Source organism: Carboxylicivirga mesophila, from assembly GCF_018271975.1.
Classification (GTDB): domain Bacteria; phylum Bacteroidota; class Bacteroidia; order Bacteroidales; family Marinilabiliaceae; genus Carboxylicivirga; species Carboxylicivirga mesophila.
In genome coordinates this window covers 201,190-227,434 of sequence record NZ_JAGUCN010000002.1, presented here as the reverse complement: position 1 = coordinate 227,434, position 26,245 = coordinate 201,190, and the positions used below count along the sequence as shown (strand labels likewise).

Here is a 26,245-nt window from a genome sequence, read left to right as displayed (position 1 = left end):
ATTTAAGATGTTAATAATGGTGTGCTTGCTTCTAGCGATTTCCTTTTGGTGTGTTAAATGAGTTTTGCCTCGTCACTCAGGCTTCGAACTAACTCTTCCGGCGTGTTAAGCATCTTCACTCCTCCTTTTGAAGGTGGAGCAGTATACATCACAAATTCTACCAACGGATCAACTTCTATGGCAGGAATCACATCCAGCGGCTTGCTTCTGGCTGTCATAATTCCACGCATATTAGGGATTTTAGGCACACGGGCGAATCCTTTCTGCACAATGAGTACAGCCGGCCCATCCACTTTCACCTGCTCCTTACCATTGGCCACATCGCGCTGGTAGATTGGTGTTACACCATCGAACTGAACAGATGACACCGAAGACACCGAAGCATAATCCAACAATTCGGCCAGCATACCGCCCACGGCCGCCTCGTTGTAATCGCCCGACTCAATGCCGCAAACAATAAACCCACAGTCCTTGCCCTGCAGATAAGCTGCCAGCTGAGTGGCTGTCTGAAAGGCATCCAGCGGTTCCACATCAATCCGGGTGGCTTTGTCAGCACCAATGGCCAATCCTTTGCGAAGGATGGGTTCGCACCGTACGCCACCTACCATCACAATCTCCACCTCATCAACAGGTGTACCTGCATCTTCCTTCAGTTCCACGGCACGTGTCAATGCCAGTTCGTCCCATGGATTAATCACCCATTGAATGGTTGTATCATCGAGTTGAGTGTTATCTTCCCTAAAGCGTATTTTGGTTGTTGTATCAGGAATATAACTCATGCAAACTAATACTTTCATAGTCCTTGTTTTAGTTGATTAAACATCGCCACTTTCAATGGCGCGGGACACCACAATCTTTTGAATCTCGGAAGTTCCCTCATAAATCTGTGTCAGCTTGGCATCGCGCATCAGCCGCTCCACATGGTACTCTTTCACATAACCGTATCCACCATGAATCTGCACAGCTTCGGTGGTTACACGCATGGCCATATCGGCCGCATACTGCTTGGCCATGGCACTGGCAATGCCATACGGTTGCCCCTGATCTTTGAGCCAGGCTGCTTTCATACAGAGGAACCTAGCTGCTTCTATCTCGGTGGCCATATCGGCCAGCTTAAAAGCAATGGCCTGGTGCCTGATAATAGGCTTCCCGAAAGTCTTTCGTTCCATTGCATATTTACACGCCAGCTCGTAAGCCCCGGAAGCAATGCCCAAGGCTTGCGATGCAATACCAATCCGCCCGCCTTCCAGCGTTTTCATGGCAAACTTAAAGCCGAAACCATCTTCACCAATACGATTTTCCTTGGGCACCTTCACATCGGTAAACTGCACCGAATGTGTATCTGAACTACGCATCCCCATTTTGTTTTCATGTGGGCCAACCGTTATTCCGTCGGCGTGTCGATCTACTATCAGGGCATTGATGCCATGATGGCCTTTAGCCGGATCTGTTTGTGCAATCAACAAATAAACTGAGGCTGTATGGCCATTGGTGATCCAGTTTTTAACACCATTCACCAGGTAATGATCACCCATATCAATGGCCTTGGTTTGCTGCGACGTGGCATCAGAACCTGCTCCTGGCTCAGACAACAAGAATGCACCTGTTACTTCCCCCCTGGCCAGCGGCTTGAGAAATTTCTCTTTCTGCTCTTCAGTACCGTACTTCTCCAATCCGAAACACACCAGTGAGTTATTAACCGATATGATGACGCCCACCGAAGAATCTACTTTGGAAAGCTCTTCCATGGCCAGTACATAAGACACCGTATCCATGCCACCACCATCGTATCTGGGATCGACCAGCATCCCCAGAAAACCCAGTTCAGCCAGGTTACGAATGTGTTCTGTGGGATAAATCGCTTTCTCATCCCGCTCAATCACATCCTGTATCAGCTCGCGCTGCGCATAATCGCGGGCAGCCTGCTGAATCATTATTTGCTCTTCTGTTAATTGGAAATTCATTTGTCTTTAGTTATTTGATTAGGGAGATTTTTATTTACATTTTTTAAATACCATGCTGACCACCGTCTTATCATTGCCGCCCATATTCACTGTCATTCCGTAAGGTTTATTATCCGGAACCTTGATTTGTGCCTGACCTGCCTGACCTGTAAGCTGCTCCCAGATGGTTACCACCTGATGCACGCCTGTAGCTCCGGTTGGATGTCCCCAGGCAATCAGTCCGCCAGTGGTATTAAATGGGATAGTACCATTACGTGCCGTGTTGCCTTCGGCCACATAGGCAGCTCCATGTCCCTTTGCTGCAAAACCAATGGCCTCGGTTGCCAAAACGCCAGCAATGGTAAAGCAGTCGTGCGTTTCAACTGTTGCCAGCTGTTCTTTTCCAATGCCAGCCATGCTTAACGCTCTGTTTACGGCAGCTTTGGTAGTACTTAATTCCAAGGGATCAACCGGTTCTTCCATGATGTTATCCTCCGCCTGGGCAAAACCGACCAGTTCGATGGCCTTGTTTGGCGCAATGCCGGTTCGCTTTAATCCTTCCTCAGAAACAATAGCAATAGCAGAGGCACCGTCGGATACTTTTGAGCAGTCGGTATAATTAAGATGATCCACGAAACGGCTTCCATCGGGAGGCAGCAATCCCGTTTCCATCAGTTTATCACTCTTATTTTCAAACTCCTGGGCTGTTTCACACAGACGTGCATTCTCCACACAATTGACATACCATTGAGCCAGGCCTTTACGCATGTATTCTTCGCCATAGGCACTGGCATAAGCACCAGCCCGGTCGCTGAATTTTCCCGGAAAGAAGTAGGCATGTCCGTCTTTACGTTTCGGATAATAATCAGCCTGAGCCAGGAAGTCGGCACCATACATTGCTTTCACTGTATTCTGAACTTCCACACCAACAATCAGTACCACATCCGCTGTGCCAGCAAGAATTGATTTCACGCCCGTCATCACAGCCAGCCCTCCGGAAGCACAGGCTCCTTCAACCCTTATAGCTGGTTTATACTTCAATTTCTCATCAATAGATGGGATAAAAGCCGCCAAATGTGCCTGATTATTGAAACGGGAAGCAATGAAGTTACCAATAACGCTTTCGTCTACATGTTCTGCCCCGTTAATACGCGCCAAAACTTTACGTCCGGCTTCCTGTATGTAATGTGCCAGTCCCGGGTTTTCTTTTTTAGGATTGAACTCTGAACGTCCGCTCCCCAGCGAGACCGTATTATATCCAGCTACTATAAAAACACGTTTTTGCATGGCTTAGAAATTATAATCGTTAACGGGTCCGTACAAGTGATAGAATCCATTCATCATCACGGCATTGACATAATCGGTGGATGCGGTGACACCATCTTCCTTCAGTTGAAGGCCCAGAGCTTTCATGGCTGCCATATAGGTTTTCAGGAGTCGGGCACCCCGACTGTCCTCATTGGCCAGATGTTCAAAGGCTTCTTTCAGATGCTGCTCCCTGTATTTAGAGCGACTCAGCTGATTCCAGGAGTAGACTTTTGTTTGCACTGACAGGTACTCATCAGCTTTCGAAGCAGGTGCTTTAAGGGCCACATATTTATCGGTATCTATATCATACAACTCAACCGGACGGCCTTTTACATATTTGAACAAACCTTCTTTTTGAGAGCCATCATGATGTTGCCCGCCTCTTACGCCTTTTTCCAAAAGACCGGTTAGCAATGGACTGACTATCTCTTCATCGAGGTAAGTATTCATCACCTTCATAATCAACACACAGACATCAATGCCCACATAGTCGACCAACTGAAAGATACCCATGGGGCGCATCATCAGCTCATGACTGACCTTATCCGTAATCAGTAATGCCTGCTGCGCATCCAGTTCTTTTCGCAGATCATTATACATTTTCTCGGCAAACAATATCTCGCGCATGAAAAAGCCATTGCCAACAAAACCTGCCACATCGAAAGAAGGCACGATGAGTTTATCCATGTGTCTGGCAAAACCATCCACTATTTTACTCAACTCAGGATGGCCGCCTTTCAACTCAACCACCTCGATCAGCTTCTGTACAGCCGGCGGATTATAGAAATGACAGCCAATGATGCGTCCATCCAATTGTGCTTTCTGATTCAGTACCTCAATGGGAATAGCACTTGTGTTAGTCAGGAAAAATGGTTCGTGAGGATTATTGTCATTGATTTGTTTCAAAACAGATGACTTAATTGTCTCATCCTCAATAATGGCTTCAAAAATCAGGGTAGAATGATAGGCAGCCTCCATATTAATTGATGGCTTCACTAACGATAGCGCTTCAAACACAAAGGCCTCAATGATGTCTTTATTATCAATGAGGTGCGCCCGGTTGGCGTAGAGCTTCCGCAGCTCCACAATGTTTTTTTCAGCCCACTTCTGCAGTTGCTCTTTCAGGTAATTCATTAATCCCTGCAAGTGCTCAAAGTCTTGGTCAATGGCATTGATGACAAAGGTTTGTCCCAAATAGGGTGCATGGTGCATCAACTTAGTGGCATGTAAAACATTCAATAGCAGAATGCCACTGCCCATTTTACCGGCCGCACCAATGACACTAATGTTCTTAAATCTATCCAGGTGACTCATAGTTTATTGTATAATTGGTTTATTTTACCACTGAGGTTTGCGTTTTTCGAGGAAAGCACTCATCCCTTCCTGAGCTTCGCTGTTGAATAAGGAAGCAAATGCGTCCTGCTCTGCGTCACATCCAGCCACAAAGCCCTTCTCTAATCCACAATTAACAACAGTCGCTAAAGATCTGGTGGCTAATGGCCCTTTGGATGCAATGAGTTTGGCCAGTTCCATGGCCTTATCCATCAACTCTTCATTGGAATAAACAGCCTGAACCAATCCCATACGAAGTGCCTCGGTGGCATCAAACATATTGGCAGTATACAGGTAATAACGGGCATTATTAAGCCCAATGGTACGCACCAGTCGCTGCGAACCACCAAAACCGGGTATCAATCCCAGGTTCACTTCGGGGGCACTAAACTTAGCCGTTTCGGCAGCCAACAGAAAGCTGCATGATAACGCCATTTCTAGACCTCCTCCCAAAGTAAAGCCATTGAGGGCTCCGATAAATGGTATTGGTGATTGCTCAATGCGCTTCATCACATCATGTCCCAGGCTGGAAAAAGCTTTAGCCTCCTGCTCCGACTTTCCCTGCATCTCAGCAATGTCGGCACCAGCTATAAAAGCTTTGCCTTCACCAGTAAGAATAACCACACGAATATGTTCGCTGGCTTCTATTTTATCCAGAAGGGCATTTAATTCCTTAAGCACTTCGCTATTGAGAGCATTCAATGCTTTGGGTCGCGAAAAAGTAATGATGCCAACAGCATCGTGTTGTGTGCAAGTGAGGTTCATAAAAATAACTTAATTAGAATGCTAATCAAGTTAGGCAATCTATTTTAAGATATCAATGTCTTTTTTATAAAAAATTAAAAATCACTTACAAATCACAACCTCCATCAACAGCCTCCTAACATGTACATTAAAAAATATTAACCGAACGATAACCTGATACTACATTACAAATTAACAGCATCCTATTATTATACTTACAACACCAATTTTCAGGCATATACTAACAATGCCATAGGGCACTGCTAAGCACTTTGTAATCCATCTACAAGTATGATAAATCCACTCTTGACAAAGCCTACAAAGTCGTCATTACACACGTATTATAATCTATTGATAAAAGTTTAAAAGAACATTGACACCATTTCAATTGGAGTTTATATTTCCCAGGTAATAAAAGCTATCAGTTATGAAACAAGTACCTTTATCAATCAGAAAAACAGCCTGGCTCTTAATCACAGGTGCTATACTAGCAGCAACGCTCTGTTATTGTTCTGATGAAACGGTTCTGGAAGTGGCTGAACCAGAAATCCGGCTTAAAGCTTTCCATGGCATTCCTGATTACCAGGATGGTCAGTGGTATGTTTATCGCGATATCATCAATAACGACTCTATTGAGGTACTCATACCTCCCGTCTGGAATGGTCAGTTTATAGTATATGCCCATGGCTATGTAAATCCTAACTTGCCCATCCATCTTCCTGATGATATTATAGGAGGCATGCCTTTATCGCAATTAATAACTTCTGCCAACTTTGGTTATGCCTCAACCAGTTATTCTGAAAATGGTTTTGCAGTGAAGGAAGGAGTTATTGATGTTTTATACCTGGGCAATCAATTAAAAGCCCACTTTAAACCTCATCACATCTTCCTTGGTGGCGTTTCAGAAGGTGGACTGGTAGCTATGAAAACCCTTGAAAGGAATCAGAAGATCTTTGAGGCCGGACTTATCAGCTGTGCACCTGTAGGTAACTTTAGAATGCAGTTAAATTACTTTGGTAATTTTCATGTACTTTTTAATTACCTGTATACCGATGAGTTACTTAACTACCCCGGAGGCTCCATCGATTTAGGCAATCCACAAGGCGTACCTCCTCTAACCATGGACTACTGGAGTAATGGCTTTTTAGATGCTCCTCTTCTTTGGGTTATCAGTCAGGAAGAATGGAAGTTACCTCTACTGTTTCAATTAGCCGGCGTTCCTACTGATTTTATACCTAATGAAGAATACATGCTATTGATGCTAAGAGAACTTCTACGCTTCAATATTATGGCAACCAATGATATGATTGAACGTTTGGGTGGTGTCCCTTTTGAAAATACAGAAACCTGGTACCAATGTGACATACCCTTTAACTACGAGGAGCTTAATGCGCAGGTACAACGTATCAAGGGCGATAAGCAAGCCTTTCATCATATGGAACGCCTATACGAGACAAAAGGCACACCAAATGTACCGGTTGTATTAATGCACACAATGGGTGATCATGTGACACCATTCTGGCATTTTGAGCAATTTATGACCAAAGTGGCTATGCAAGAAGGCAATCATGTAATCCCATTTCCTGTTGAAAGATATGGTCATTGCAATTATGAGCTTGAGGAAGTGCTCGGAGCTATACAACTAATGATTAACCAGTAATCAAAAAAAACCTCCCAAACTCATATGCAGAGAGTGGGAGGTTCAATTCATTTATGTAACTTTTATAACTTTATCATCTTCACACGACCAATCTGGCCTGTCTTAAGTTTACATTCAATCCCTTTCAGATGAAAAGATACTTCATCAATAATTTCCTGTACCACACCGTGAGTTAGATTTCCTGAACGCTCATCTTGCTTCTGAAGAATCGCCACCTTAGTTCCCTTTTTAATGTTTTTTCTTTCCCTTCCGTCCATTTTTACTCTAAAATAATAATTGACATTTTCTACTAATTCTTAATACAGGTGTTCTTTGGGATACTGCACGTCATCCCTTTAGCTATTTAGAACATGCCTAATTAAACTACTTCAACTTCCCCTACTGTATTGTTTTTTATTCCCAATTAAAAAGCCGAACTCCATTTCTGAAATTCGGCTTATTTTGAGGTTCCTGGCGGATTCGAACCGCCGTACACGGTTTTGCAGACCGTTGCCTAGCCACTCGGCCAAGGAACCGTCGTGTTTCGGGTTGCAAAATAAGTAATAAATTATTTTCTGAGCAAATTTTATTTCCTCTTTTGCCCATATAATTTCAGGCAATCGGGACATAAACAACCTTTGTATTTCTCACCCAATACTTTAAGATTTTCACCCGCCACAATATATTCGTTACACCAACAAGGCGAATCGGCTTCAGCATGACAAAAAAACTCAGCACCACAGCGTGGGCATACCTTTGTAATGACTCCTGGATCTTTCATTTTACCTGCTAAATGTTGCACTCACACATTTCATCTGTCCCCCCATTGGCGGATTCATCTTTGATACCTTAACTGTTGCTTTTAGTAGCTGAGGGAAACGCTCATAGATACCATCAATAATGCGCTTATTAAGATGTTCGAGCAGATGTGAATTTTGCATGATTTGCTCGCGCACAATCTCATAAACCGTTACATAGTTAAGTGCATCGTTGATATTATCGGTTTGGGCAGCTATGGTGCAATCGGTCTCCAATGTTACTTTCACCAGAAAACGGTTTCCCACCACCTGCTCTTCTTTAAAACAGCCATGATAAGCATAAAACTCCATTTCCTCCAGTTCAATCACACCAATCATTTGCGTCTCTTCCATGGTTTTGTATTTTTTTGGCGAAAATACTGTTTTATCATCGAATCATCAGATTTTTAAGTCGAAAAACAATTACTTTTGTGCCTGATGTTCACACATCTCAAAAAGCAAATACTATAATAGACAAAATACACGAGCAGATGGAATTGAACGAAACGCCGAAAACGAATTTCATTCATCAGGAGATTGACAAAGATTTAAGTGAAAACAAAAACGGAGGAGCTGTACTAACCCGTTTCCCGCCAGAGCCCAATGGCTATCTGCACATCGGGCACGCAAAATCTATCTGCCTGAACTTTGGCCTTGGCAAACACTACAAAGGCGGTACCAACCTGCGTTTTGATGATACCAACCCTACCAAGGAAGATACTGAATATGTAGAATCAATTAAGGAAGACGTAAACTGGCTGGGCTTTCAGTGGAAAGATGAGCCTAAGTTTACCTCCGACTATTTTGAGCAACTATACCAATGGGCCGTTTTATTCATTAAAAATGACAAGGCCTATGTCGATGACCAGAGTGCCGAAGAGATTGCATCACAAAAAGGAACACCGACCATGCCTGGCCAGGAAAGTCCATACCGCAATCGTAGTGTTGAAGAAAACCTGGACCTGTTTGAGCGCATGCGTAAAGGGGAGTTCAAAAATGGAGAACGCGTACTGCGTGCCAAAATTGATATGGCTTCGCCAAACATGCACATGCGCGATCCGTTGATGTACCGAATCATACATGCTCATCACCACCGCACAGGCGATGACTGGTGCATTTACCCCATGTACGACTTTGCCCATGGGCAGGGCGACTTTGTAGAGGGCATCACACACTCTATCTGCACATTGGAATTTGAAGTGCACCGCCCCTTATACAACTGGTTCCTGGAACAAATACTAGCGTTTCAACCTGAGTTACAAGAGCAGGCTCGTCCTCGTCAGATTGAATTTGCACGACTGAACCTCAACTACACCGTAATGAGTAAGCGCAAGCTGCTTCAACTGGTGAATGAGAATTACGTGGCTGGCTGGGATGATCCACGCATGCCTACTATCTCGGGATACCGTCGCAGAGGCTACACGCCTGAATCGATTCGCCGCTTTGCCGACCAGATTGGTGTAGCCAAGCGCGAAAACGTGATTGATGTGGCCTTGTTGGAACACTGCATCCGTGAGGACTTAAACAAAAGAGCGCCGCGCGTTTATGCTGTCTTGAATCCGGTAAAAGTGATTATCACCAACTACCCGGAAGGTGAAGTTGAATGGATGGAAGCCATCAACAACCCTGAGGATGAAAGCATGGGCGCACGTCAGTTACCATTTAGCCGCGAGATTTACATTGAACGCGATGACTTTATGGAGAACGCACCTCGTAAATTCTTCCGCATGGATGTTGGCCGCGAGGTACGTTTGAAGAACGCTTACATTGTAAAATGTGAGGGCATTAAGAAAGATGAGAACGGTGAGATAACAGAGATTTACTGTACATACGATCCGGATACCAAGAGCGGTATGGAAGGCAGTAACCGTAAGGTAAAAGGCACCTTGCACTGGGTAAGCATTGAGCATGCCAAAACCGTTCAGGTGAAACAATACGATCGCCTGTTTATGGATGAAGAACCGGATGGACATAAGGACAAGGACTTCCTAGAGTTTCTGAATCCAAACTCACTTTCGGTTATTAACACGGCCTATATAGAACCTAATTTCAAGGATGCAGGTGCTAAGTTTGATGATGGCATTGAGCGCTACCAATTCCAGCGCCTGGGCTATTTCTGTATTGATAAAGATTCGACAGAGGAGACTATTGTTTTCAACCGCACGGTGACATTAAAGGATTCGTGGACTAAGAAGAAGTAGTTAAAGACTTAAGATTCCAGATATAAAACTAAAATCCCGCTTTCGAAAAAGCGGGATTTTTTTTATAGCTCTGTTTTATAATTCAGTTTTTCGAAGTCTTCTCTATAGGCCTTAAGGATGTTCTGTTGACTATCTTCGCAATAGTATTGCTTATAATGCTCATGCTCGGTGGTGTTCAATCGAGGAAACTCAAACTCCAGCTGCAGGTGTTGTTTAATTACCTCCACATCCTCATGGATATTCTCCAGCCGGGCAATAAAATCTGTCAATAAACTATCTCGATTACTGATATACCTTAACTGCGGAAACAGGTAGCCTTCGTAGCTGTTAAATGTAGAACAGTCCTTTTCAAAATCAATCTTACTGATATGATAAGTAAACTCCCTGAAACTCATCTGTGGATGAATCCATTTATGCTGCTTAAAATAAAAGAATGATGAAACAGCGCGTTCGTATGGATTGCGAACAATGGCAAATTTAAAGGCCGATTGATGAAATGATTCATTAACCAGATTGCTAGCCCGTAAATGGGAATAATTAAGCGGTCCAAACGACACCAGTCCTTTATTGGGGAAATAAAAGCGAACAGCTGCTTCATTGTCAAGGTACTGCATACCATGTGGCTTAAGAACCTGGAACATGCTGGTTCCGCCATTCTTCGGAATCCAGATAAACACTGCATCTTTAACCCCTGGATGTTGACGGACATACTGTCGCTTATAATAGCCTGTTCGCCTTTTTATCTTATTAAATATCTCAGGAACTGACCACCTTTTCACTTCTCGCTCTGCCATAAGATAGCTGTTTGACATACAATATTACACAATTATTGAGAGCTATAGTAAAAGACTAAAGACACAAGAACCAAGATATAAGATTTTCCAGTTCCACATCGGAGAAAAAATTGTGTGAATCGGTCAAATTTTGGTTGGAAGTTAAAAGGCTCGCATCTTTAACGGCATGGGTGCTAGTACGCTGTGTTCCTTCTGGTTTCATTTGTGGATTAATTAATAATCCTTTTGAATTCAAGCGACTCTGCACCAAAATTAACCAACAATCCCATCTTTCTTTTCGCAATCTTGAGATAATTAATAAGCTGCGCATAGTGAACATCATCAAGTTCCTTAACCGCTTTGAGCTCAACAATAACCTCATCATAACAGATAAGATCTGCTTTATACTTCTTGGTAAGAATTTCTCCTTTATAATCAATCTGCAGTTCCACTTCCTGGGCAAACGGTATATTCTTGTTTCCAAGTTCAATTGACAAAGCTTCTTGATATACAGCCTCCAACAATCCAGATCCCAGCACTCGATGCACCTCCATACAACAACCTATAATATTGTAACACTCATGCTTTAACGGGTAGACTTCTTTCATAAAAAACATTTAACCACAAATTACGCAAATTTCACAAATTCACAGGTGAATTTTACTCGTACGAAGTCTATTTATATAAACCCATTGAATAATCTCCAAAAATTATCAAATACTGAACAACACAAGGTATATCAAGAATTTTGTTTTCCTACGGAAAACTATTGGTGTCAATTCGTGTAATTTGTGGTGGCTAAATTCATGTAACTTTTAATCATCATGTACACAATTTATGCTAGAATTGATGAAAGAACACCCAATAATGTGGTAATACTCATACTTTGACAAAGTAGCGTATTCGATAAAAACCACTAATTACGCAGATTCCACGAAATCCACGGGTGAAATTTATTTGTGTTAATCAGTGTAATTTGTGGTTGATAAAATGATAAGTTGGAAGGTTCGCATCTTTATTGGCATGGGTGCTATTAAGCTGCGTTCCTTGTAAGACTAAGAATCCCGCACCTGATGAGATGCGGGATTCCAATTCGTCTAATTCGATTTCAGTTCGAATAATTCGTTAGCCTATATTTTCAACGGCTGCTTTAAGGCGCTGAATCGTTTCTTCCTTGCCAATCATCTCAGCAATCGTCATCAGGTCAGGACCAAAGCCACCACCTACTAAAGCCAGACGGAAGGCATTCATCACCAAACCAAAGCCCAGCTCTTTTGCTTCAATCTGCTCGGCAATGGCTGCTTTAATGACATCGGCCTGCCACGTATCAAGCTGCTCTAGAACAGGCATTAGCTCCGTCATAAATGCCGGCACATCACCCTTCCAGCGCTTCTTCACCACCTTGGCATCGTATTCAACAGGTGCCTCAAAGAAAAATGAGCACTGCTCCCACAGCTCACTCACGAAGTTAACACGCTCTTTAATGAGGCCAACCACTTCCGACACATATCCATTTTCACGTTCATGACCGCGTTCCTTCAGCTCGGCCTGAAACAGTTCTGCCAGCTCTTCGTTGGATTTGCGCACCAGATGCTGCTGGTTGAACCATCTCGCTTTATCCGGGTCAAAGCGGGCACCCGACTTGTTAACCCGCTCAATGGAGAATAACTGAATCAGCTCATCCATTGAGAATAGCTCTTGCTCCGTACCGGGGTTCCAACCTAACAGAGCCAGCAGGTTAACCACCGCCTCGGGGAAATAACCGCTTTCGCGATAGCCAGCCGCAATACCATCCTCCAACTGCCAGTTTAATGGAAATACTGGGAAACCACCTTTATCGCCATCGCGCTTCGATAGTTTTCCTTTACCGGTAGGTTTCAGAATCAGTGGCAGGTGAGCAAACTGCGGCATGGTATCTTCCCAATTCAATGCACGGTACAGCATGATGTGCAACGGGACTGATGGCAACCACTCCTCACCGCGAATCACGTGTGAGATATCCATCATGTGGTCATCTACAATATTGGCCAGGTGATATGTAGGCAGTTGATCAGCACTCTTATAAAGCACCTTATCATCCAAGGTGTTGGTATTAAAAGTAACCGAACCGCGCACCATATCATTGGTCTTCACCTCGGTATTTTCAGGCATCTTGAAACGAATTACCCAAGGCTCTCCGGCTTCCATGCGTTGCTTCACCTCATTTTCTGACAAACTCAATGAGTTTTTAAGCCCTTTACGGGTATGCATATCGTAAGCAAAGGTCTTTTTCTCAGCCTCAGCCTGTGCACGTAAAGCATCCAGCTCTTCGGGTGTATCAAAGGCATAATAAGCCCAGTCAGTTGCTACCAGCTGATCGGCGTATTTCTTATATATCTCGCGACGCTCGCTTTGCTTGTATGGACCGTAATCTCCACCTTGCTTAACACCTTCATCGATGGTCATGCCAAGCCACTCCATACTCTCATTGATATACTCTTCGGCACCCTTAACAAAACGTGTTGAATCGGTATCTTCAATGCGAAGTATAAAATCGCCCCCATGCTTTTTGGCGAACAGGTAGTTAAACAATGCGGTACGAACACCACCAATATGCAATGGTCCGGTTGGACTCGGTGCAAAGCGCACACGTACTTTACGAGTTGTCATATGTTGTTTTTTTTTTTGCAAAGATAGTTTTAAAATGTTGATTTGTTAATTGTATGATTTGGTTAGTTGTGGATAATATCAAGATCGCCTTTACATGAAGACCTTGCTGCAGGTTGCAGGAACCATTAACAGATGCTGAGGATGAGTCACGCAAGTTGCAGGAGCCATTAACAGATGCTGAGGAGACGTCCCGCAGGTTGCAGGAGCCATTGACAGATGCTGAGGAGACGTCCTGCAGGTTGCAGGGACCATTAACAGATGCTGAGGATGCGTCCTGCAGGTTGCAGGAGCCATTAACAGATGCTGAGGAGACGTCCTGCAGGTTGCAGGAGCCATTGACAGATGCTGAGGAGACGTCCTGCAGGTTGCAGGAGCCATTAACAGATGCTGAGGAGACGTCCTGCAAGTTGCAGGGACCATTAACAGATGCTGAGGAGACGTCCTGCAGGTTGCAGGAGCCGTTAACAGAAGATGAGGAGATGTCCTGCAGGTTGCAGGGACCATTAACAGATGCTGGGAAGACGTCCTGCAGGTTGCAGGAGCCATTAACGGATGCTGGGAAGACGTCCCGCAAGTTGCAGGAGCCGTTAACAGATGCTGAGGAGACGTCCTGCAGGTTGCAGGGACCATTAACAGATGCTGAGGAGACGTCCCGCAAGTTGCAGGAGCCGTTAACAGATGCTTAGGATGCGTCCTGCAGGTTGCAGGAGCTATCTCATGTATAGAGAAAGGGTCTGTTCTCAATAAAAGGGTCTGTTCAATAAACTGTGTCATCCATTAATTTTTCTTTTTCAAGGCCCTTCACAAATCATAGGGTTTTGGAAAAGAAAAATAAAAGAGGTTGCCCAAAAGAAGAACAACCTCTCAACTTAAACATGAACTAAACTATTTGACGTAAGGTGCTTCCATCAAAAATGAAAGACTGCGCTCAACACTCTCCAGTGGAGTGTAGTTGTAGCGCTCCACCTCGACAATGATGTCCTTCATACCTGCTAACTCGGCTTTTTTAAAGATGGGTTCAAAATCCATCTTTCCACTCTGCCCCAGCTCCATTTCATCTTTCACGTGCCATAATTCAAAGCGTTTCGGATACTGTTCAAAATAAGCGGTGGCCTCTTTTCCGCCTTTCATAATCCAGTACAAATCGAGCTGAAACATCACTTTGTCCGGATCGGTATTTTGCAACATGTAATCGTATCGCACCATGCCATCCACCTCTTCAAACTCCTTGTCGTGGTTATGGTACCCAAAACGGATGCCTTCAGCATTGCATTTTTCTCCAACTGCATTGAAGTAATCGCAGTAACGCTTCAAATCGGCCAGAGAACCATAGCCCTTTTTATCCATCGATGCCTGAACGATGTATTTTGCGCCTGCCCTGGCATGAGCATCAATACACTGATCCCACCATTGCATGGTTGCTTCCCACTGCTCTTTATCGGGTAAGGGATGACCGCAATGCGAGGCCGTAAAGCTCAGTCCATTGGCATTTAATAGCTTACTAAACGCTTCGGGCGACATACCATAAAACTGCCCATCGGCATAACCGGCTGCCTCCACAAAGGTGTAGCCCATCTCACCCAACTGCTTAATGGTGCCTGCTGCATCCTTTTTCATATCGTCGCGCACCGACCACAATTGGATGCCGATGCTTTTTTCTGCTTTTTGAGCACTTATATTCATAAGCGGCAAAGTAATTAAAACAATGCCCATAATGGCAAGGTGGCGTATCATAATTCTTTGATTTTAATGTTACGGAACCACACATCGTCGCCATGATCCTGAAGCCCGATATACCCTTCGCTGGCCACATCGGCCCATGTTGGGTTCAATGCCGGAAACTTACTACCAGCCACCAACTCGTTCCATTCAGGTGTCCACAGATGGTATTCAACCACTGTTTCACCATTCTGCATATGCCAAACCGAACCCTTGTATACTTTTATCTCTACCGAATTCCATTCGCCGGCAGGCTTGGCATTCTGAGGTACAGCAGGATACAGGTCATAAAGCGAACCAGCCTGACGGTTACCGGCAATCCCGGCTGCCGCATCAGGATGCTTCTCATTATCCAGTATCTGCATCTCCGGAGCTGTTTTCCAGATGTAATCCAATGAGTCACTTTCCTGTCCCAGGTAAAAAATACCCGAGTTACCACCTTCTGAGATTTTCCATTCCAGCTTCAGATGGAAGTTACCGAATTTCTTATCGCCATAAATAATATCACCTCTGTCTTTTCCGCCTGCTTCACCCCTGCCAGAGCCAGGACAGTGAATCGTACCGTCTTCGGTAATCTCCCAACCGTCGGGGAAAGTGGTTTTACCATAGTTGCGCCAGCCATCAGTCGTTTTTCCATCGAACAACAACTGCCAGCCATCGGCTTTCTCTTCTTTAGTTAGTGCATTAACTTCCTGCGTCTTATCGCAACATGAGCTTAGTATCATAGCTACTAAACTGATTAAAAATAGATTCTTCATTTTATTAGATTTTTTATGCGCTTCGGCCAAATCTGGCGAACACGCTTTTCTTTAGTTTGATATTGATTTTATAATTCCTTGTTTCAACAACTCAACCTATTACACTGGCATCTCCGGCAATGTCCAGCCATCGCGGTAAGTGTGCTTAATGAGTTCATTGGCAAAGGCGTTGGCATTAACTGGCTCGGTCCATTCTTTATCAAAAGTAGGGTGACCATCGTGTATTTTAAACCCATCGCTTATCACTGTCCGGATGGTTTCATCATCGCCAATATTTGTGAATCGCATATTTTCACCATCCCACTCCAGCTCTTTATTGAGTGACTGCAAACGAACGGCCAGCACCCCCATCACCACCATTTCATTAAAAGGGCCGGCCTCGCTAAATGGCGATAAGGTTTCCACTCTGGTTTCGGGTGATTCTTTACAAGCCCTTACCCAATCCATCTCATGACTGGTTGTAATACGCGGTAATGTTTTGGGCACATCAGGTGTCCGGCCAGAAAGCAGCCAAGGATCGCGACCATAGCATCCACAAACCAGTGTATCTTTTGAGCCGTGAAAGAGCACACCACCTCCGTGATGATTCATATCTTTTCCTGCTGGCCATCCGTCTGGTTTAAGGGGCTGTAAACCGCCATCGTACCAATGTACTTCTACTTCGGGCATATTTACTTTTGGCAGGCTTTTACGTTCAGGAAATACCAGTCGAACTTTTTGGGCCACAGGAGCCGCATCGGTTAGTAAGAGTGTAGAACTGCCCTGTGCTTTTATGGGATAGCCCAGGTTAAGCCCTTTAAACACCGGATGCAGAATATGACAGGCCATATCGCCCAAAGCACCTGTACCAAAGTCCCACCAACCGCGGAAATTCCAGGGTGTGTAAATCTCATTAAACGAACGCATTTTAGCTGGTCCAACAAATAAATCCCAGTTCATGGTTTCGGGTATGGGCTGCTTTTCTGTCGGGCGATTCAGACCCTGTGGCCATATGGGGCGGTCGGTAAAAGCTTCAACTTTGCGCACCTCACCGATCTCACCATTGCGAATCCATTCGGTAGTGGTAGCAACTCCATCGCCCGATGCTCCCTGGTTACCCATCTGCGTTGCCACCTTATATTTAGCTGCCAGTTTGGTTAGCAAACGTGATTCATATACGGTGTGAGTCAGCGGCTTCTCAACATACACATGCTTACCCATAGTAATGGCCGTAGCCGCAATGATGGCGTGCGTATGGTCGGCTGTGGCTACCACCACTGCATCAATATCATTGCCCATTTCGTCCAGCATTTTACGCCAGTCCCAGTAGCGCTTAGCCTTTGGAAAGTACTCGAAACAGCCTTTGGCATATTTCCAGTCTACATCGCACAGTGCTACAATATTTTCACTTTCGACGGCCTTCAACACACCAAAGCCTCTTCCTCCAACACCAACTCCGGCAATATTCAGTTTGTCATTTTTCGATTTCCGGCGACTGTTCATGGCCACAACAGAGGGCATCATGGTCAAACCCGCAGCAGCCAGTCCTGCATTGGATATAAACCTGCGCCGGTTCATTTCATAGATTTTTTCTTTTTTGTTCATGTTTGATAATGTAAGGTGATTAATACTGAGTTTATAAAGGGTAATTATATCAGTTGTTCTTTATCAGCATCCCAATACACTTTGCGGTTCTCGCGATAAGCGATGGTAGCCATGTGTGCGGTAACAGCCTCTTCAAAGGCCTGATGAATATCGCAACTGGGTTGCTTGTTACTTCGTATGCCATTGAGCCATTCTTTTATGTGCAGATGCGCCGTATTAACCCGCTTGCCCTGCACATGGGTGTATAACAGACCTCTGCTGGCAAAATATTGCTCGGTGGCTGAGCTGTAGCCATCCAGGCTGTTTTTACCAGGCTGGTAAGTTATCATAGGCTTATCGGCTGAAATCAAGCCGGCATCAAGCTGCTTGCGATACTGTGTCGAACGGTTATCGGGATACACCTCCAGTACATTTTCCATTTTCATGGTGGCATCGTGCCCCATCAGTACTTTACCACGGTAATGATCGTTTGCCAGAGAGGCACTGTACATGAAAGTCAGGTCACGCTCCGGGTATTCAAACACCGCCTGAAAGACGTCAGGTACTTCACGGCCATCTTTATAAAAATAGATACCTCCTGATGCCACTGCCGAATGCGGTATCCCCAGCTGCATCACCTGGTTAATGGCATCGTACTCATGAGTCAGCAGGTCGCCAGCCAGCCCTGTACCATAGTCCCACCAGCAACGCCAGCGAAAAAAACGCTCGGCACTAAACGGATGATTATTGGTTGGCTCAATAAATTGTTGCCAGTCGATGGTTTGTTCACTAGCCGCGGGATGAATCGGATAAACCCAGGCACCATTGGGGTCGTTTCGGTTGGTACATACCTCAATGAGGGATATTTTTCCAAGCACATTTTTATCAACTAACTGTTTGGCCTTTTTAAAACTGGCTGTTTGCCGACCCTGGTGTCCCAACTGGAAAACAACGCCCGACTCTTTAACTGCTTTACGCAAGGCAAACGCTTCCTCAATGGTGCGGGTCAGGCCTTTTTCGATATAAATGTGCTTACCGGCTTTGGCCGCATCAATGCCCATCTGAGCATGCCAATGGTCTGGGGTAGCAATAATCACCGCATCAATATCAGGTGCTGCCAGTAATTCACGATAATCGGTATAGTGTTTCACCTTAGAAGCCGCCTCGTTTAACTCCGTTGATTTTTCTTGGTTGCTGCACGACAAGAGAGCTTCTTTGGCATTAACATCGAAAATGTCGCATACACCACGTATGTCAATATTCAGGTCATCCTGCTCTATAAAATCGCCATAACGGGTATCAGATGGGTTAAGCTGTGCTTGCTCTTGCCAATGCTTTAGCGTATTGGGATGCGCAAAACCTGCTGCTTCCAATAGGTAACGACCACGACCACCTGTTCCAATAATACCCAGCCTGATGGTTTGTCCACTGGAAATTGAAGCCGGTTCGGGATCATCATATAACTTCAGCCCCAGTTCATCAGCCATGTTGAAGCTGTGTTGTTGTTGATAGTCAGTTTTTTTAAGCAGAGCATATGCAAATGCCCCTAACACAGGTACTGTCGCCAGAGTTTTGACTATATCTCTGCGAGAGAAGCTTCGTTTATTATCGTCCATGGGTATTGCTTTTGTTGAATATCAGGCGATCGAGACCATTCACCTGGCTGGTGGGAATTGCATAAAGTACTATAAGCAGAAGGGTAAATATCAGATTCTTATCTACCCATAAAGCCTGCTCTGAACCAGGCATCAGCTGTGCTGCAATAGTGGGTGGGTGGGCCAGGTAATATAGAAATACCAGCAAGGCTCCTGCCAAAGAAGCAATGCGCGCCAATGTGCCAGTTATCAGACCTATACCTATGGCAATTAATCCCCAAATATTAAGAAAATTAACTACATCAAGGCTAATGGAATTTTCAGCCAGTGAATGAAAAAAGCCTGAAAAGACACCTTCTGTACTCATTAAAAAACCAAAGGCACTCCATCCGGGATGAAGTAATTTGATGATTCCTTCATAGAGGAAATACCATCCGGTAAGCACGCGCAAGCCAACCATGGCGTACAGTTGAAGGGTATTCAAAGAAAATGGGTTATTCATTTTATTGGTCAATTGTATGATTAGTTTAGAAGATGTAAAATAGAAACAATTACAACTTAAACAAATACTAATCAATCAAATAACCATATTATCTGAACATTTTGAACATACGTCAACCACTTAACAATAGTAAGTAACATAAGCCAGGTGCCGAATATGGAAGTATGGCAAATAATAGTGAGGTAAAAGTAAGCCCGCCTGAATTTGAATCTGCGATTATTCTTTTATTCTATTGTTTAATACTGTTTTAAAACAATTAACGGGCTTACTCTTTTACTTATTGACTAATACAATTTATCAGAAGGAAACATTCTCCACCTCCTTAAACGTCCGGTAACTGGGCGTATAAGTAATGTTCTTGCAACGCTCTATTAATTCATCCACTTGCTCGTGGGTAATTTCATGGTTGGTGATGTAGGGAAACTTAATCATCGGATGCTCCATAAAAAAACCTGGGATATTGGCTTCGTCCATAGTTTTGCCTTCCGGCACCCAACCATTAATCCAGTTAGGCATGTATTCCTTCAGTAATTCGCGGGTTTCTTGGTTATCCCATAGCTCCTTGGCAAAGGTATATTTATCCACCATCATGGGTACTTGCTGAGTGGATTCCAACTCAAAATTTGCTTTCAGACGAATATCGCGTGATGAGGCCGCTGCCATTATTTCGAAATTGCCACTTTCTGCAATCCACATATCCCGCCTGGCATCATAGTAAGAGAAATCGCGACCGGATAACTCGAAGCTCACTTCTTTTGTTTCACCCGGTTGCAGCTCAACTTTAATAAAGTGCTTTAGCTCTTTTTCAGGGCGTTGCAGGGTACTTTCAAGGTCGCTGACATAAAGCTGCACTGTTTCTTTACCTGCTATTGCACCTGTATTCTTTACTTTTAAGGTGACAACCAACGCATCCTTATCGCTTATTTTTTTAGCCGACAACTGAATATCGGAATAATCAAATGTGGTGTAAGACAATCCATGACCAAAAGGAAACAGTGGTTCAATTTGCTTCTCATCGTAATAGCGATAGCCAACAAAAATACGCTCGCCATAGAGCACATTGCCCTGTTCACCCGGGAAGTTAAAGGCAGCAGGCGTGTCAGCCAGTTTAACAGGGAATGTTTCTGCCAGCTTACCAGAAGGATTGACGGTTCCAAAAAGCACATCGGCCACAGCTCCTGCGCCTGCCTGTCCACCCAACCAGGTTTCTAATACTGCAGGTACTTGCTCAATCCAGGGCATAGCCACAGCACTGCCATTGGTTAAAACAGCCACTGTGTTATTCTGTACTTTTGCCACTTCAGCAATCAACTGATTATGTGCAGCCGGCATATCAATGTGTTTGCGGTCAATACCTTCTGACTCATAATGCAACGGTAATCCGGCAAAAACCAAAGCGACATCGGACTCTTTTGCCAATTGCACAGCTTCCTCAACCATGGTGAAATCATTATCATCCTTCAGGTTATAACCCTGGGCATAACTTATTTTCACTCCTTTACCATATTCCTTTTTGATGATATCCAACACATTATCCAATTGGGTCGGCTTCACCTCTGAACTGCCATTACCCTGGTAGCGCGGATTAGCTGCAAACTCGCCAATGATGGCAATCTTTTTGTATTTATCTTTACTTAAAGGCAACACATTTCCATCGTTTTTAAGCAATGTAATGGCCTGCCCATGTACCTCGCGAGCGAATTGATGATGCTCCCCCACCTTTTGTTCAACATCTTCTCTGTCGAGCGACTTGGCTTTTAACACCACCATCAATATTTCTTTCACCAGATTATCAAGAATAGCTTCATCTAATTCGCCCTGCTGAACTGCCTTAAGCAGTATCTCATCATTAACACTGCTCACATGCGGCATTTCGATATGCATGCCCGCTTTCAGAGCCGCTACACGATCCACCACCGCAAACCAGTCAGATATAACCATCCCTTTAAAGCCCCACTCTTCTTTCAGTAAGCTGGTTAGCAGATACGGACTCTGTGTACCGTATTCACCCTGCACCCGGTTGTAACAAGCCATCACCGTCCAGGGCTGCGCCTTCTTAACGGCAATTTCAAAAGGTGTCAGGTAAATTTCATGTAATGTACGCATATCCACATCGGAGTTCATAAACATGCGCATGGTTTCAACATTATTAGCCACAAAATGCTTGAGCGAAGTACCCACTCCCTGACTTTGCACACCATTGATGTAAGCTGCTCCCAATTCACCCGACAGAACAGGATCTTCAGTGAAATATTCGAAGTTACGGCCACCTAATACCGAACGCTTGATATTGACGCCTGGTCCCAGCAATACATTCACACCCAAAGCCTGACATTCCTCCCCCAAAGCTTGTCCCACTTTGTAAATCAAATCCGTATCCCAGGTTGCGGACAAAGCTGAGGCCGTTGGGAAACAAGTTGCCGGATGCTGATCGCCATAACCGGCTTTATTAGTGGCAGGAGCCCGCCTCAGTCCATGTGGTCCGTCGGCCATCCATATCCAAGGGATATCCAGTCGTTCAATGGGCTGCGTACTCCAGTCGTCGCGGCCTGAACATAAGGAAATCTTTTCCTCAAGCGTCAGTTCAGACACTAGGTTATTTACTTTCTCTTCCAACTCCTTATCCTGAGCTGATAATGACAATGTGGCCATAAACACAAATGTTAGTATACCTACAAGTCTCATATCTTAGTTTATTTTGTGGATTTATTCAATACCTGTCTGATTTCTTCTTTCCTCCAGATCGGCCTGCATTTGCTCACTTGTTTTTTTATCGATGGTATAGAAGAATAGCAATGCGGCACAGGACATGTACAAGATGCCCGGTATCACCGAAACCATAAGCTTAATACCGGTAATGGTTGACTCTGATTGAACAGCATTAGCTTCAAACTTAAACAGTACGAGCAACCATCCGGCCAAAGCACCACCAATACCCCATCCGGCCTTTTGCGCAAAGGTGGCAGCTGAAAACACCAGTCCGGTAGCACGCTGCCCTGTTTTCCACTCGGTATAATCGGCTGTATCAGCCAACATGGTCCACAAAAGCACAACTGCAGGCGCATAGGTGAATTTGGCCAGCACATTAAAAGTATATATCAGTGTGTAATCACCGGCTTCAGGAATATACAGCAAGGCAAAGAAAATACCCGAGAGAATGGTGCTCGCCATAAAAACATTGCGGTTGCCAAATTTTCGTGCCAATGGTTTAGCTATTGGCAGGCCAATAATGAGGGCAACACTGCTTACCACATTAAACAACTGCACATTTTCCTCAGTACCAATGTAATACTTGAAGTAATAGGCAATTGACAAATTCTGCAAAGCAAACATGATGAAGGATACGATACCAACAAGTGCCAGCACGACCCAAGGCCTGTTCGACCCAAGGTTTTTAATATCGGACCAGATGCTTTGATTCGGATTACGGGGTGGCGCTACCCTTTCTTTGGTTGAAAAGAAAGTGATGAGGAAAAAAATCACACTCAGAAAACCAAGAACGATAAGCGTATATTGATAGCCTTTGGCCTTGTCCACCAGGTTATCGTTTGCCCTTACATCAATCACAGAGTCGCTTCTTTGCGTATCGATATAATGCACATCTTCACGTGCTAAAGGGTAGGGTATAACACCTGCCTCTTTGATCTGTTCTTTTATGGCAGTTGAGTCAAAAGCCATTACTGCATCGCCATAGTCAAGCGTGTCCTCAGCTGAAGGTGTCACAACAACATACACCACACCTTCTGTAATATTGTTATCAGCATCCTCAATGGTATATCTCAGGGTATCAATTCCTGCAAATCCGGCATTAAGCTGATATTTGAGGCTATCGTTATTAATAACCTCCACATACCCGCCCTTGCTTTGAAGCTGATTGACTTTGGTGGTAAACTCGCCTTTACCAAAATAAATAGCCATTGACAGGGCCAGACCAGTGACAATCAGCTGCCCCGAGAACGCACTAATGAAACGATAAGTGTTAATGCCGGCTCGCTCATTGGAGTCGGATGTCATGACTGCCATTAATGATGAATACGGCAGGTTGATGGCTGTATATGCCGTCATCAGTAAGAAATAAGTCACGGCGGCCCAAATAATTTTACCCGTATAACTCAGGTCTGGCGTGGTAAAGGTTAACACAGCCAGTATAGCATAAGGTACAGCCGTATACAAGATATATGGCCTGAACTTTCCCCAGCGTGTATTGGTACGATCGGAGATAATGCCCATCAGCGGATCATTTATCATGTCCCACACACGGGCAATAAGCATGATGGTACCAGCCGCTGCTGCGGAGATACCAAAAGTATCGGTATAAAAAATGAGGATCCAGAACCCCACCATGTCCCATACAAAATGGGAGGCTGTATCGCCCAGGCTATAGCCCAGCTTTTCTTTAAACGATAATTTAGACGCTGTTTTATTCATTTTGCATGGTTTTAATGGGTATTTATTTCTGGTAAATTCTTACATAATCGACTTCCATTGTTTGAGGGAATGATAGTGTATCTATACCTTCAACACTTCCCCATGCGCCACCTACTGCCAGGTTCAACAACAAGTAGAACGGTTTCTCGTATGGCCATTTATCTTCGCCCAATCCTTCATTGGCATAGGCAAAATACTGCTGGTCATCCACAAAAGCTTTTAAAGAATCAGCTGTCCACTCAAGGGCATAGGTGTAAAACAGGCTGTCAACATGAGGAATCTTTACGGTTGCTGTTTGCTGCGTTCCTGCCTGCCACTGATAATCTTTTGAGTGAGCAGAGGCATGAATGGTGCCTAAATCATAGCCCACGTGTTCCATGATATCTATCTCACCAATATTTGGCCAGTTACCATCGTTGAAGGTCCAACCACCCGGCATCATCCATATGGCCGACCAGGTACCAATCCCTTTGGGCAGTTTTGCTCTGACTTCTACACGACCATGCTGCCAGTCGGCTTTTGACATTAAGCGGGCTGATGTAAATTCCTTCCCTTCGTAAGCTTCATTTACCGCTATGATGTGCAGCTTCCCATCCTCTACCCATGCATTCTCTCTGCGGCTATTGGTATAAAACTGTGCTTCATTATTTCCCCATCCGTGAGGGTTGCCTTCCTGATCATAGGCCCATTTGCTTGAATCGGGCAAGCCCACATAATCGAATTCATCCTGCCAAACCAGTTTGTACTCTTTGTTTTCCTTACAGGCAGACAGCCAAACCAGTACAGCTATCAACGTCATTAAAACTATCTTTCTCATAACAAGTATCTTTCCTATTCTTTAATTAATTTTCTCCCTGATGATGTGCTTTGCCTCGTCGAGCTATCAACGCTTCCCTTATTTCATTTGCTTTTTGTTCATTTAAATCATATTTCCAAATGATAAGAATAGCCAATAAAGCCATTGTAACAGGTATCACAATATCGGCGATACGCAGGTTATGCATGGTTTCAAGGGCTTGCTCTCCTTTGGATTCGTCAAATCCCACCAAATGCAGCACCACACCACTTATTAATGTAGCCAAGGCATAGCCCAGTTTGACCGTCCACCAATAGACCGCCCCAAACATGGCCTCACGTCGCTTGCCGTTTTTCAATTCATCGAGGTCACACACATCGGCCGTCATAGACATCATTAAAGTAAACAGGCCGCCAATTCCAAACGACAGGAATGGAACAGGTAAGAACATTAACCATGGATTATCGGGATTGAAGCCCCACCATTTTAGTGTATAGCCAACGATAGAAATCAAAGTAGCAATAATGAAGGCTTTCTGTTTACCAAAAGCGACTGCCAGTTTTGTTATTATTGGTATTACAATAAAAGCTGTGGCTACAGCTGTTGATGTGAAGAACCAGGCCGGCCAGTGCCCTGCAGCAGATGTGTCGCCTCTAAACAGATAATAAACAACTATAAACCAGGCAAACTGTGCAATTGTTTGATAACCATTAAATATACAGAAGGTAGCTCCGCACAGTTTTATAAATGGCTTATTCTGAAAGGTGAGCTTAAAGCCTTGAATAAACTCCCTGAAATTACTTTTAATCTCTTTAAGAGATAAGTCCTGTCTTTCATCTTCTTCCGGCAATACCAACTCTTTATTAAAAAGAGCCGGCATTATGCCCAGAACCATACATAGGCCACCCACCCAAACTGACAATATGCGAGCTCCTTCGGGAGCGGTATCGAAGATGGACTGGTCATAAATAACCACCCAGAACCATGGAGCAATAATCCAGGCCATCTGGCCCATAAACTGCGATACGGCCATTAGCCGGGTACGCTCATTGTAATCGGCTGTCATCTCATAACCCAGACCAATTAATGGTGTAGCAAAAATGGTGTACCCCAAGTAAAAGAACAGGGATACTATCAGGAAGTAAAAGAAATTGTATAGTTCTGAATTATCGGGGTTTAATTGCCACATAATCATGTAAGCCACACCCGCAATAACGCTTCCCAAGAGGATGTATGGACGCCGGCGCCCCCATCTGGATTTGGTGTTATCTGACAAATAACCCATTATCGGGTCGGTCAGGGCATCTACCAGGCGAGGTAGTGCTGCCAGCAATCCTGCCAAAGCCGGGTTCATTCCGAGTGACATAACCAATACCACCATAAATACTCCCAGTGCAGCCGGAAACAGCTGGTTGGCCAGATGACCCGAACCAAAGGCTATCTTCTGTAAAATCGGAACTCTGTCTTCAAGGGCTGTTTTATATGCATTCATTTTTCA

The 26,245-nt window shown here is 44.4% G+C and carries 23 protein-coding genes and 1 tRNA gene; 2 read left to right on the top strand and 22 right to left on the bottom strand.

Annotation, left to right across the window (positions count from 1 at the left end):
- Positions 1–53: 53 nt before the first annotated feature.
- From KEM09_RS02920 to KEM09_RS02900, 5 genes are read right to left on the bottom strand one after another with little or no spacing between them, the layout of a single operon-like run.
- On the bottom strand, positions 54–797 hold the full coding sequence (locus KEM09_RS02920; RefSeq protein WP_212225249.1) for an electron transfer flavoprotein subunit beta/FixA family protein: 744 nt from the start codon (positions 795–797) through the stop codon (positions 54–56).
- A gap of 18 nt (positions 798–815) precedes the next feature.
- Positions 816–1,964, bottom strand: coding sequence for an acyl-CoA dehydrogenase family protein (locus tag KEM09_RS02915; protein ID WP_212225247.1), 1,149 nt, complete (start codon positions 1,962–1,964; stop codon positions 816–818).
- A 30-nt stretch (positions 1,965–1,994) separates the two neighbouring features.
- Positions 1,995–3,230 carry a thiolase C-terminal domain-containing protein gene (locus KEM09_RS02910; RefSeq protein WP_212225238.1) on the bottom strand — a complete coding sequence of 412 codons (1,236 nt, stop codon included), beginning with the start codon at positions 3,228–3,230 and terminating at the stop codon, positions 1,995–1,997.
- Positions 3,231–3,233: 3 nt separating this feature from the next.
- A complete protein-coding gene (locus KEM09_RS02905; protein ID WP_212225230.1) occupies positions 3,234–4,565 on the bottom strand; it encodes a 3-hydroxyacyl-CoA dehydrogenase family protein in 1,332 nt (443 codons plus the stop codon).
- A 24-nt stretch (positions 4,566–4,589) separates the two neighbouring features.
- The gene (locus tag KEM09_RS02900; protein ID WP_212225228.1) at positions 4,590–5,348 is read right to left on the bottom strand and encodes an enoyl-CoA hydratase/isomerase family protein; all 759 of its coding nucleotides are present in this window, start codon (positions 5,346–5,348) and stop codon (positions 4,590–4,592) included.
- Between the two features lie 406 nt (positions 5,349–5,754).
- Between KEM09_RS02900 and KEM09_RS02895 the strand changes: the two genes are divergently transcribed.
- Entirely contained in the window at positions 5,755–6,987 is a 1,233-nt protein-coding gene (locus tag KEM09_RS02895) for a hypothetical protein (RefSeq protein WP_212225226.1), read from the top strand.
- Positions 6,988–7,049: 62 nt separating this feature from the next.
- On the opposite strand, the gene KEM09_RS02890 is transcribed toward KEM09_RS02895, so the two are convergent.
- The 4 genes from KEM09_RS02890 to folB form a co-directional block, all read right to left on the bottom strand.
- Complete coding sequence (locus tag KEM09_RS02890; protein WP_212225224.1) at positions 7,050–7,244, bottom strand: YwbE family protein; 195 nt, start codon at positions 7,242–7,244, stop codon at positions 7,050–7,052.
- Positions 7,245–7,431: 187 nt separating this feature from the next.
- Positions 7,432–7,502: transfer RNA gene (locus KEM09_RS02885), tRNA-Cys, on the bottom strand.
- 50 nt (positions 7,503–7,552) lie between these two features.
- Entirely contained in the window at positions 7,553–7,747 is a 195-nt protein-coding gene (locus tag KEM09_RS02880) for a cysteine-rich CWC family protein (RefSeq protein ID WP_212225222.1), read from the bottom strand.
- A gap of 1 nt (position 7,748) precedes the next feature.
- Positions 7,749–8,117, bottom strand: coding sequence for a dihydroneopterin aldolase (folB, locus tag KEM09_RS02875; protein ID WP_212225220.1), 369 nt, complete (start codon positions 8,115–8,117; stop codon positions 7,749–7,751).
- A 137-nt stretch (positions 8,118–8,254) separates the two neighbouring features.
- Here folB and KEM09_RS02870 point away from each other — a divergent pair, with 137 nt between their 5' ends.
- Complete coding sequence (locus KEM09_RS02870) at positions 8,255–9,964, top strand: glutamine--tRNA ligase/YqeY domain fusion protein (protein ID WP_212225218.1); 1,710 nt, start codon at positions 8,255–8,257, stop codon at positions 9,962–9,964.
- Positions 9,965–10,026: 62 nt separating this feature from the next.
- Here KEM09_RS02870 and KEM09_RS02865 read toward each other — a convergent pair whose 3' ends face one another.
- From KEM09_RS02865 to KEM09_RS02805, 13 genes are all read right to left on the bottom strand, one after another.
- Positions 10,027–10,758, bottom strand: a complete 732-nt coding sequence (locus tag KEM09_RS02865) for a sulfotransferase family 2 domain-containing protein (protein WP_212225216.1) — start codon at positions 10,756–10,758, stop codon at positions 10,027–10,029.
- A 209-nt stretch (positions 10,759–10,967) separates the two neighbouring features.
- Positions 10,968–11,345 (bottom strand): GxxExxY protein, encoded by a 378-nt coding sequence (locus KEM09_RS02860; protein WP_212225207.1) that lies wholly within the window; start codon positions 11,343–11,345, stop codon positions 10,968–10,970.
- Between the two features lie 517 nt (positions 11,346–11,862).
- Positions 11,863–13,386 (bottom strand): glutamate--tRNA ligase, encoded by a 1,524-nt coding sequence (gene gltX / locus KEM09_RS02855; RefSeq protein ID WP_212225205.1) that lies wholly within the window; start codon positions 13,384–13,386, stop codon positions 11,863–11,865.
- Entirely contained in the window at positions 13,373–13,960 is a 588-nt protein-coding gene (locus KEM09_RS02850; protein WP_212225203.1) for a hypothetical protein, read from the bottom strand. The genes gltX and KEM09_RS02850 overlap by 14 nt, the downstream gene beginning before the upstream one ends.
- A 311-nt stretch (positions 13,961–14,271) precedes the next feature.
- On the bottom strand, positions 14,272–15,120 hold the full coding sequence (locus tag KEM09_RS02845) for a sugar phosphate isomerase/epimerase family protein (protein ID WP_212225202.1): 849 nt from the start codon (positions 15,118–15,120) through the stop codon (positions 14,272–14,274).
- A complete protein-coding gene (locus KEM09_RS02840; protein WP_212225200.1) occupies positions 15,117–15,863 on the bottom strand; it encodes a 3-keto-disaccharide hydrolase in 747 nt (248 codons plus the stop codon). The genes KEM09_RS02845 and KEM09_RS02840 overlap by 4 nt, the downstream gene beginning before the upstream one ends.
- A gap of 99 nt (positions 15,864–15,962) precedes the next feature.
- Positions 15,963–17,447 (bottom strand): Gfo/Idh/MocA family oxidoreductase, encoded by a 1,485-nt coding sequence (locus KEM09_RS02835; RefSeq protein WP_212225199.1) that lies wholly within the window; start codon positions 17,445–17,447, stop codon positions 15,963–15,965.
- A 44-nt stretch (positions 17,448–17,491) separates the two neighbouring features.
- On the bottom strand, positions 17,492–19,042 hold the full coding sequence (locus KEM09_RS02830) for a Gfo/Idh/MocA family protein (protein ID WP_212225197.1): 1,551 nt from the start codon (positions 19,040–19,042) through the stop codon (positions 17,492–17,494).
- Complete coding sequence (locus tag KEM09_RS02825) at positions 19,032–19,523, bottom strand: DoxX family membrane protein (RefSeq protein ID WP_212225195.1); 492 nt, start codon at positions 19,521–19,523, stop codon at positions 19,032–19,034. The genes KEM09_RS02830 and KEM09_RS02825 overlap by 11 nt, the downstream gene beginning before the upstream one ends.
- 297 nt (positions 19,524–19,820) lie before the next feature.
- Positions 19,821–22,208, bottom strand: a complete 2,388-nt coding sequence (locus KEM09_RS02820; RefSeq protein WP_212225193.1) for a glycoside hydrolase family 3 C-terminal domain-containing protein — start codon at positions 22,206–22,208, stop codon at positions 19,821–19,823.
- 21 nt (positions 22,209–22,229) lie between these two features.
- Positions 22,230–23,951 carry an MFS transporter gene (locus KEM09_RS02815; RefSeq protein ID WP_212225191.1) on the bottom strand — a complete coding sequence of 574 codons (1,722 nt, stop codon included), beginning with the start codon at positions 23,949–23,951 and terminating at the stop codon, positions 22,230–22,232.
- A 22-nt stretch (positions 23,952–23,973) separates the two neighbouring features.
- A complete protein-coding gene (locus KEM09_RS02810; RefSeq protein WP_212225189.1) occupies positions 23,974–24,768 on the bottom strand; it encodes a glycoside hydrolase family 16 protein in 795 nt (264 codons plus the stop codon).
- A 25-nt stretch (positions 24,769–24,793) separates the two neighbouring features.
- Positions 24,794–26,239, bottom strand: a complete 1,446-nt coding sequence (locus KEM09_RS02805) for an MFS transporter (protein ID WP_212225187.1) — start codon at positions 26,237–26,239, stop codon at positions 24,794–24,796.
- Between the last annotated feature and the right edge of the window lie 6 nt (positions 26,240–26,245).

Excerpts from the sequence above, each read along its gene's own strand:
- KEM09_RS02920 (WP_212225249.1), bottom strand. The coding sequence starts at position 797 with ATGAAAGTATTAGTTTGCATGAGTTATATTCCTGATACAACAACCAAA.
- KEM09_RS02915 (WP_212225247.1), bottom strand. The coding sequence starts at position 1,964 with ATGAATTTCCAATTAACAGAAGAGCAAATAATGATTCAGCAGGCTGCC.
- KEM09_RS02910 (WP_212225238.1), bottom strand. The coding sequence starts at position 3,230 with ATGCAAAAACGTGTTTTTATAGTAGCTGGATATAATACGGTCTCGCTG.
- KEM09_RS02905 (WP_212225230.1), bottom strand. The coding sequence starts at position 4,565 with ATGAGTCACCTGGATAGATTTAAGAACATTAGTGTCATTGGTGCGGCC.
- KEM09_RS02900 (WP_212225228.1), bottom strand. The coding sequence starts at position 5,348 with ATGAACCTCACTTGCACACAACACGATGCTGTTGGCATCATTACTTTT.
- KEM09_RS02895 (WP_212225226.1), top strand. The coding sequence starts at position 5,755 with ATGAAACAAGTACCTTTATCAATCAGAAAAACAGCCTGGCTCTTAATC.
- KEM09_RS02890 (WP_212225224.1), bottom strand. The coding sequence starts at position 7,244 with ATGGACGGAAGGGAAAGAAAAAACATTAAAAAGGGAACTAAGGTGGCG.
- KEM09_RS02880 (WP_212225222.1), bottom strand. The coding sequence starts at position 7,747 with ATGAAAGATCCAGGAGTCATTACAAAGGTATGCCCACGCTGTGGTGCT.
- folB (WP_212225220.1), bottom strand. The coding sequence starts at position 8,117 with ATGGAAGAGACGCAAATGATTGGTGTGATTGAACTGGAGGAAATGGAG.
- KEM09_RS02870 (WP_212225218.1), top strand. The coding sequence starts at position 8,255 with ATGGAATTGAACGAAACGCCGAAAACGAATTTCATTCATCAGGAGATT.
- KEM09_RS02865 (WP_212225216.1), bottom strand. The coding sequence starts at position 10,758 with ATGGCAGAGCGAGAAGTGAAAAGGTGGTCAGTTCCTGAGATATTTAAT.
- KEM09_RS02860 (WP_212225207.1), bottom strand. The coding sequence starts at position 11,345 with ATGAAAGAAGTCTACCCGTTAAAGCATGAGTGTTACAATATTATAGGT.
- gltX (WP_212225205.1), bottom strand. The coding sequence starts at position 13,386 with ATGACAACTCGTAAAGTACGTGTGCGCTTTGCACCGAGTCCAACCGGA.
- KEM09_RS02845 (WP_212225202.1), bottom strand. The coding sequence starts at position 15,120 with ATGATACGCCACCTTGCCATTATGGGCATTGTTTTAATTACTTTGCCG.
- KEM09_RS02840 (WP_212225200.1), bottom strand. The coding sequence starts at position 15,863 with ATGAAGAATCTATTTTTAATCAGTTTAGTAGCTATGATACTAAGCTCA.
- KEM09_RS02835 (WP_212225199.1), bottom strand. The coding sequence starts at position 17,447 with ATGAACAAAAAAGAAAAAATCTATGAAATGAACCGGCGCAGGTTTATA.
- KEM09_RS02830 (WP_212225197.1), bottom strand. The coding sequence starts at position 19,042 with ATGGACGATAATAAACGAAGCTTCTCTCGCAGAGATATAGTCAAAACT.
- KEM09_RS02825 (WP_212225195.1), bottom strand. The coding sequence starts at position 19,523 with ATGAATAACCCATTTTCTTTGAATACCCTTCAACTGTACGCCATGGTT.
- KEM09_RS02820 (WP_212225193.1), bottom strand. The coding sequence starts at position 22,208 with ATGAGACTTGTAGGTATACTAACATTTGTGTTTATGGCCACATTGTCA.
- KEM09_RS02815 (WP_212225191.1), bottom strand. The coding sequence starts at position 23,951 with ATGAATAAAACAGCGTCTAAATTATCGTTTAAAGAAAAGCTGGGCTAT.
- KEM09_RS02810 (WP_212225189.1), bottom strand. The coding sequence starts at position 24,768 with ATGAGAAAGATAGTTTTAATGACGTTGATAGCTGTACTGGTTTGGCTG.
- KEM09_RS02805 (WP_212225187.1), bottom strand. The coding sequence starts at position 26,239 with ATGAATGCATATAAAACAGCCCTTGAAGACAGAGTTCCGATTTTACAG.